The sequence below is a fragment of the Mesorhizobium sp. P2_F7 genome, from assembly GCF_056403695.1.
This window is the reverse complement of the sequence record NZ_JBFUFA010000009.1, coordinates 190,337-198,534: the sequence shown is the minus strand read 5'-3', so window position 1 is coordinate 198,534 and position 8,198 is coordinate 190,337. Positions and strand designations below refer to the sequence as shown.

The 8,198-nt window shown below is 64.4% G+C and carries 4 protein-coding genes; 3 read left to right on the top strand and 1 reads right to left on the bottom strand.

From position 1 onward, the window contains the following. Positions 1 to 81: 81 nt before the first annotated feature. Positions 82 to 1,728, bottom strand: a complete 1,647-nt coding sequence (locus tag AC1DZ8_RS25395) for an acyl-CoA synthetase (protein WP_477401817.1) — start codon at positions 1,726 to 1,728, stop codon at positions 82 to 84. A gap of 198 nt (positions 1,729 to 1,926) precedes the next feature. On the opposite strand from AC1DZ8_RS25395, the gene AC1DZ8_RS25390 reads away from it, so the two are divergent. From AC1DZ8_RS25390 to metH, 3 genes are all read left to right on the top strand, one after another. After that, complete coding sequence (locus AC1DZ8_RS25390) at positions 1,927 to 3,036, top strand: KamA family radical SAM protein (RefSeq protein WP_477309958.1); 1,110 nt, start codon at positions 1,927 to 1,929, stop codon at positions 3,034 to 3,036. 90 nt (positions 3,037 to 3,126) lie between these two features. Next, positions 3,127 to 4,167, top strand: a complete 1,041-nt coding sequence (locus AC1DZ8_RS25385) for a GDP-mannose 4,6-dehydratase (RefSeq protein WP_477309957.1) — start codon at positions 3,127 to 3,129, stop codon at positions 4,165 to 4,167. A 124-nt stretch (positions 4,168 to 4,291) separates the two neighbouring features. Then, complete coding sequence (metH, locus tag AC1DZ8_RS25380) at positions 4,292 to 8,101, top strand: methionine synthase (protein WP_477401815.1); 3,810 nt, start codon at positions 4,292 to 4,294, stop codon at positions 8,099 to 8,101. Positions 8,102 to 8,198 lie beyond the last annotated feature (97 nt).

Genomic DNA, 8,198 nt, shown 5'->3' with positions numbered 1-8,198 from the left:
ACGTTAGCGCTTCACGCGCAACGACCCCCTCTGTCGCCTTCGGCGACATCTCCCCCTCAAGGAGGGAGATTGGCGCCTACATCACCCTTTGGGCTTCTCCACCTCCGCCTTCCTCAGCAAAAACCGCTGGATCTTGCCGCTCGGCGTTTTCGGCAGTTCCGTGACGAACTCGATCTCGCGCGGGTAAGAGTGCGCGGAGAGCCGTTTCTTCACATGCTGGGCAAGTTCTTCGGCGAGGTCGGGGTTGCCCTCGTAAGCCGGCGCCAGCACCACGAAAGCCTTGACGATCTCGGTGCGCTGCGGGTCGGGCACGCCGACCACCGCCGCCTCGTTGACCGCCGGATGCTCGATCAGCGCGCTTTCGACGTCGAATGGGCCGATGCGGTAGCCGGCCGAGGTGATGACGTCGTCGGCGCGGCCGATGAAGGACACTGAACCGTCCGGCTCGTACTCCACCGTGTCGCCGGTCCGGTAATAGCCGCCTGATATCGCCGGCGTCTCGGCCTGGTGATAACCGTCGAACCAGCGCAGCGGCGAGTTCGCGATGTCGACCGCGAGGATGCCGGGCTGGTTGGGGCCGAGCTCGTTGCCGGCATCGTCCAGCACCACCATGCGGTAGCCCGGCATCGCAAAGCCGGCCGAGCCCGCGCGGACAATATGCGTCAGGCCGTGATGGTTGTTGACCATCATGCCGTTCTCGGTCTGGCCGTAATGGTCGTGGATGGGGGCGGCGAGATTTGCGTCGAACCAGCGGATCACTTCCGGGTTGAGCGGCTCGCCGGCGCTGCTCACCACGCGCAGCCTGCCTTTGACACGGGCGGCCGCGTCAGGCCCTTCCGCCATCAGCAGGCGATAGGCGGTGGGCGAGCCGGCGAGGCTGGTGACACCGAGCCGCTCGATGATGTCGTAGGTGCTTTTGGCGTTGAAGGCGCCTTCATAGAAGGTGGTGGCGATGCCGAGCTGCAAGGGACCGGTGATGGCGTAATAGAGGCCGTAGGCCCAGCCGGGATCGGCGATGTTCCAGAAGACATCGTCGGGCAGCAGCCCGATCGCGTCGCGCATATAGGCGCCGAAGGCGAGCAGGGCCTTGAGCGGCACCGGGACGCCCTTGGGCAGGCCGGTCGTTCCGGAGGTCGACATCATCATGAGCAGGTCGCCGCCCTTGCGCATCACCGGCTGGCAGTCGGGCGAGGCGGCGGCAAGCGCGGCGCGAAAATCCATGTCGCCTTGCGGCAGCGCCTCGCCGGGACCAAGAACGGTCGCGATTTGCGCTGGTGTCTCGACCTCGTCGAGCTTGCCGCGATTGGCCGGGTTGGTCACCACGATCCTGGCAGCGCTATAGCCGAGACGATGCTCGATGGCCTTCGGGCCGAAGGCGGTGAAAAGCGGCTGGTAGACCGCGCCGATCCGCCAGGTGCCGACGATCAGCGCCACCAGTTCGGGAATGCGCGGCAGCATGCCGGCCACGACATCGCCGGCACCGACGCCGGCAGCCTTGAGCACATTGGCGGCGCGTCCCGACATGTCGGCGAGATCGTCGAAGCTGAATTCGCGGAGCTCGCCGCTGGCCGAGATCGCGCGCAGGGCCAGCCGGTTTTCACCGGTATGGCGGCCGCAGCATTCGACATAGGCATTGATGCCGGTTGCAGGGTTGCCATGCAACCGGGCGATCTCGTCTTCGATGCGAAAGCGCTGAATGGCATCCTCATAGCGCGGCATCTTGCTCATGGCAGTCCTCCCTGATGCGTCCATCTCCCCGTGGAACGCCTTGTCCGTCAGATTGCCTGAAATCGCTGCGCTGGTCGATTGCGGCGAAGGTCGGGGTGTGAGGCGAGGCGCGAAGGAACGCTATGCATCCGGATAGACGGTTGACCCCGCGGGTCATCCGGCCGATAGCTCGCCCAAATTGTGCCCCCGAGACCTCCAATGACCACAATCTCGAACCCTAAAACCGCAGCGGCCGATGCCGACACCGCCTGGCAGGACGACATCCGTGCCGGCGTCCGCCATGTCCGCGATCTCGCCTCGCTGCCGCTGTCGCCGGCCGAACGGGCGGCGGCGCAGGAGGCGGCCGCGCGGCACAAGGTGCGTGCCCCAAAAACCTATCTCGACCTGATCGACTGGAACGATCCCGCCGATCCCATCCGCGCGCAAATCATTCCGTCGCCGGATGAGCTGGTGGACACGGAGGGCGAGCTCGACGATCCGATCGCCGACCATGCCTTCAGCCCCGTGCCGCGGCTGACGCACCGCCACGCCGACCGGGTGCTGTTGTTCCCGACCTATCAATGCGCGGTCTATTGCCGCTTCTGCTTCCGCAAGGAGTCGCTGACCTCGATCGGCCGCGGCTATACGCGTGACGCTCTGGAAGAGGCCTTTGCCTATATCGAAGCTCATCCCGAAATCCGCGAGGTGATCCTGACCGGCGGCGATCCGCTGTCGCTGCCGGACAAGGCGCTGGCTGAAATCCGCGCCCGCATCGAGACGATCGCGCATGTGCGGCTGCTGCGCGTGCACACCCGCGTGCCCGTTGTGCTGCCGGCGCGGATCACGCCGGGGCTGGTTGGCGCCTTGCAGGGCCGGCTGATGGTCACCATCGTCACCCATTTCAACCACGCGCGCGAAATCACGTCGGACACTGAATTGGCTTGCCGCACCTTGCGCCAGGCGGGCTTCGTGCTGCTCAACCAGAGCGTCCTGCTCAAGGGCGTCAACGACACGGTCGAGGTGCTTGAGGAACTCTGTCGCGAGCTGATGTATCGCCTGGGGGTAAAGCCCTATTACCTGCACCATGGCGACCTTGCGCGCGGCATGGCGCATCGGCGCACCACCATTGCCGAGGGCCAGGCGCTGGCCGGCGCGCTGCGCGCCCGCCTGTCGGGCATCTGCAATCCCATCTATGTGCTGGACCTGCCGGAAGGCGGCGGCAAGGTGCCGCTCGGGCCGTGGTCTATCGAGGCGCAGGACGGGCAGGACTGGCGCATTCGCGGCCAGGATGGCGAGGTGAGGGTGTATCGGGACGTGGTGGGGGAATAGGATCGCGCAGGACTTGTGTGTTCGAGTGACAGGCTGCCATAGATCGATGAACTTCTGATAGGCGTGCTTCCTTCACATTCGGGGCGAACCTTGCGACAAAAGACAGCGCTGCTGACGGGTGTAACGGGGCAGGACGGAGCCTACCTCGCAAGGCTTCTGCTGCAAAAGGGCTACCGTGTTGTCGGCACGATCCGCAGCACATCCGCGATAAGCACCTGGCGCCTGCAGGAATTGAACATCGTCGACGACATCGAACTTATGCCGATGGAGCTGACCGAAGACTCCAACATTCGCGCCGTGTTGGAAAGCATTCGACCGGATGAGATCTATAACCTTGCGGGGCAAAGCTTCGTCGGCGACTCTGTCCGCCAGCCGATCTATACGTCCGAAGTCGTGGGGATCGGCGCCTTGCGGCTGCTCGAATGCGTCAGGACGATCGTGCCGGAAGCGCGGTTCTACCAGGCGTCCAGCTCGGAAATGTTCGGCAACGCTGAACATGTCCCGCAGACCGAAAGCACCCCGTTCCACCCGCGCAACCCCTATGGCACCGCCAAGCTTTTCGCACATTGGGCGGTGGCCAATTACCGGGAGGCCTTCGGGCTGCATTGCTCAAGCGGCATCCTGTTCAACCACGAATCTCCGCTTCGCGGCGCCGAGTTCCTGACCCGCAAGGTCTCGGTCGGCCTGGCGCGATACGCGCTCGACCGGGAGGCGCCGCTGCGTGTCGGCAACCTCGACGCAAAGCGCGATTGGGGTCACGCCCGGGACTATGTCGGCGCCATGTGGAAAATGCTGCAATTGCCAAGCCCCGCGGATTTTGTCGTTGCCACGGGCACCGCCCATTCGGTGCGCGATTTCATCGGCTTCGCCGCCAATGCGTCCGGCATTCTTCTGGACTGGCTGGGGGAGGGAGCCGGCGAACGCGCGGTCGACCGCGCCACCGGCAAGACGGTCGTCTCCGTCGATCCGGCGTTTTACAGGCCAGCCGAAATGAACCTTCTGACCGGCGACGCCTCCCGGGCCCGTCGCGACCTGGATTGGCATCCCACGGTTCGGCTGGAGCAACTGGCGGAAGAAATGGTCGAAGCCGACAGGAGGCGGATGTCAGGCAGCGCTGTTGCCGGGCTCTAGCGCAACGGTGGAACCGGCGACAGGGCGGCGCTCTCGCAAAGGGCGTGACATGCGCATCTGAAAGGCGTATGTTGACATAAAGATGTCTTTATGTGACTTGGGTTTGTCGCCCCAAGGATAAAAAATGTCGCAGAATACTGCACCGCTGGACGTTTTGTTCGGCCCCGTCGCGCCTACGCCCGACGGTTCCCAGGTGCTTGCAGCACTCACCGCGGCGGCGCGTGAGCGTATCCTCATCCTCGACGGCGCCATGGGCACGCAGATCCAGGGCCTCGGTTTCGACGAGGAGCAGTTTCGCGGCGAGGCCTTTGCCGGCTGCGCCTGCCACCAGCAGGGCAACAACGACCTCCTGATCCTGACCCAGCCCGCCGCGATCGAGGAGATCCACTATCAATACGCCATATCAGGCGCCGACATTTTGGAGACCAACACCTTCTCCTCGACCTCGATCGCCCAGGCCGATTACGGCATGGAGGACGCCGTCTATGCGCTGAACCGCGACGGTGCGCGGCTGGTGCGGCGCGCCGCCATTCGCGCCGAGCAGGAGGACGGCAAGCGCCGTTTCGTCGCCGGTGCGCTCGGGCCGACCAACCGCACCGCCTCGATGTCGCCCGACGTCAACAATCCCGGCTACCGTGCTGTGACCTTCGACGAATTGCGCCTGGCCTATGGCGAGCAGCTGCGCGGCCTGATCGACGGCGGCGCCGACATCATCCTGATCGAGACCATCTTCGACACGCTGAACGCCAAGGCGGCGATCTTTGCCTGCAACGAGATATTTCTCGAGAAGGGCGTGCATCTGCCGGTGATGATTTCGGGCACCATCACCGATCTCTCCGGCCGCACGCTGTCGGGCCAGACGCCGACCGCCTTCTGGCACTCGGTGCGCCATGCCAGCCCCTTCACCATCGGTCTCAACTGCGCGCTCGGCGCCAACGCCATGCGTGCGCATCTGGCCGAAATATCCGGCGTCGCCGACACTTTCGTCTGCGCCTATCCGAATGCCGGCCTGCCCAATGAATTCGGCCGCTACGACGAGAGCCCGGACTTCATGGCCGCGCAGATCGAGGATTTCGCCAGGGAAGGGTTGGTCAATGTCGTCGGCGGCTGCTGCGGCTCGACGCCGGAGCACATCCGGGCGATTGCCGAGGCGGTGAAGAAATACCCGCCACGCGCGATCCCCGAGATCGAGCGCAAGATGCGCCTGTCCGGGCTGGAGCCGTTCACGCTGACCGACGAGATTCCCTTCGTCAATGTCGGCGAGCGCACCAATGTCACCGGCTCGGCCAAGTTCCGAAAACTGATCACCGCGGGCGACTATGTCCCCGCGCTCGACGTGGCGCGCGACCAGGTCGCCAATGGCGCCCAGATCATCGACATCAACATGGATGAGGGCCTGATCGATTCGAAGAAGGCGATGGTCGAGTATCTCAATTTGATCGCCGCCGAGCCGGACATCGCCCGCGTTCCGGTGATGGTCGATAGCTCGAAATGGGAGATCATCGAGGCCGGCCTGAAATGCGTGCAGGGCAAGCCGCTGGTCAATTCCATCTCGATGAAGGAAGGCGAGGAAGCGTTCCTCCATCACGCCAGGCTGGTACGTGCCTATGGCGCGGCGGTGGTCGTCATGGCCTTCGACGAGGCCGGTCAGGCCGACACCAAGGCGCGCAAGGTCGAGATCTGCACCCGCGCCTACAAGCTCTTGACCGAACAGGCCGGTTTCCCGCCCGAGGACATCGTCTTCGACCCCAATGTCTTCGCGGTCGCCACCGGCATCGAGGAGCATGACAATTACGGCGTCGATTTCATCGAGGCCGCCGGCGACATCACTGCGACGCTGCCGCATGTCCATATCTCGGGCGGCGTCTCCAACCTGTCTTTCTCGTTCCGCGGCAACGAGCCGGTGCGCGAGGCCATGCATGCCGTGTTCCTCTACCACGCCATCCAGCGCGGCATGGATATGGGCATCGTCAATGCCGGTCAGCTCGCCGTCTACGACACGATCGAGCCGGAGCTGCGCGAAGCCTGCGAGGATGTCGTGCTCAACCGCGCGCCCAGGGCCGGCGGCACCGCCACCGAGCGCATGCTGGAGATCGCCGAGCGCTTCAAGGGCACCGCCGGCAAGGAAGGCAAGGAGCGCGATCTCGCCTGGCGCGAGCTGCCGGTCGAAGGACGCATTTCGCATGCGCTGGTCAACGGCATTACCGAATTCATCGACGCCGACACCGAGGAAGCGCGGCTGGCAGCCGAGCGTCCGCTGCATGTCATCGAAGGCCCGCTGATGGCCGGCATGAATGTCGTCGGCGACCTGTTCGGCGCGGGAAAAATGTTTCTGCCGCAAGTGGTGAAGTCGGCCCGTGTCATGAAGCAGGCGGTGGCCGGATTGCTGCCGCATATGGAGGCGGAAAAACTGGCCAACGCCGCCAATGGCATCGACAATGGCGAGCGCCAGACGGCGGGTAAAATACTGATGGCGACGGTGAAGGGCGATGTCCATGACATCGGCAAGAACATCGTCGGCGTCGTGCTGGCCTGCAACAATTACGAGATCATCGATCTCGGCGTCATGGTGCCGGCGGCGAAAATCTTGCAGACCGCGCGCGAGCAAAAGGTCGACATCATCGGCCTGTCCGGCCTGATCACGCCGTCGCTGGACGAGATGGCGCACATGGCCGCCGAGATGGAGCGCGAGGGGTTTGATATCCCGCTGCTGATCGGCGGCGCCACGACCAGCCGCGTACATACCGCAGTGAAGATCCACCCGCGCTACGCCAAGGGGCAGACGGTCTATGTCGCCGACGCCAGCCGTGCGGTCGGCGTGGTATCGGCGCTGCTGTCGAACGACGGCAAGGCCGGCTATGTCGACGCGGTACGGGCCGAGTACAAGAAGGTCGCCGACGCGCATGCCCGCTCGGAAGCCGACAAGCAGCGGCTGCCGCTCGCCAAAGCGAGGGCCAATGCGCACAAGATCGACTGGTCTGCCTACCAGCCGCCGAAGCCGTCCTTCACCGGCGTGAAGGTTTTCGACAACTGGGACCTGACCGAACTCTCGCGCTACATCGACTGGACGCCTTTCTTCCAGACATGGGAGCTGAAGGGGCGCTATCCCAAGATCCTCGAGGATGAAGCGCAGGGACCGGCGGCGCGCCAGCTGTTCGAGGATGCGCAGGCGATGCTGCAGAAAATCATCGCGGAAAAATGGTTCGCGCCGCGTGGCGTCATCGGCTTCTGGCCGGCCAACGCTATCGGCGACGACATCAGGCTGTTCACCGACGAGAAGCGCTCGCAGGAGCTGGCGACCTTCTTCACGCTGCGCCAGCAACTGACCAAGCGCGACGGCAAGGCCAATGTCGCGCTGTCGGATTTCGTCGCGCCCGCAGACAGCGGCAAGCCCGACTATATCGGCGGCTTCATCGTCACCGCAGGCATCGAGGAAGTGGCGATCGCCGAACGCTTCGAGCGCGCCAATGACGATTATTCGTCGATCATGGTCAAGGCGCTGGCCGACCGCTTCGCCGAAGCTTTTGCCGAGCGCATGCACGAGAAGGTGCGCAAGGACCTCTGGGGCTATGCGGCGGATGAAAAGCTGGCGCCCGACGAGCTGATCGGCGAGCCCTATCGTGGCATCCGCCCGGCGCCCGGCTATCCCGCGCAGCCCGATCATACCGAGAAGGCAACATTGTTCCGGCTGCTCGACGGCGAGGGCAATGCTGGCGTCAGCCTGACCGAGAGCTACGCAATGTGGCCGGGCTCGTCGGTCTCCGGCCTCTATCTCGCGCATCCCGAAAGCTACTATTTCGGCGTCGCCAAGGTCGAACGCGACCAGGTTGAGGACTATGCGCGCCGCAAGGCCATGCCGCTGGCCGAGGTCGAACGCTGGCTTGGCCCGATCCTCAACTATGTGCCCGTGGACTACGCAGAGGCGGCGGAGTAGCGCCCTGACAGTTTGACGAAACTGCCAAGGCGCAAGCGCGCCTGATCCGGCCAAGCGTCTGCTCGACCGCCGCCTAATTTCTCTCCCTCCAAAAAAT

Coding starts and splice junctions, on each gene's coding strand:
- AC1DZ8_RS25395 (WP_477401817.1), bottom strand. CDS start 1,728: ATGAGCAAGATGCCGCGCTATGAGGATGCCATTCAGCGCTTTCGCATC.
- AC1DZ8_RS25390 (WP_477309958.1), top strand. CDS start 1,927: ATGACCACAATCTCGAACCCTAAAACCGCAGCGGCCGATGCCGACACC.
- metH (WP_477401815.1), top strand. CDS start 4,292: ATGTCGCAGAATACTGCACCGCTGGACGTTTTGTTCGGCCCCGTCGCG.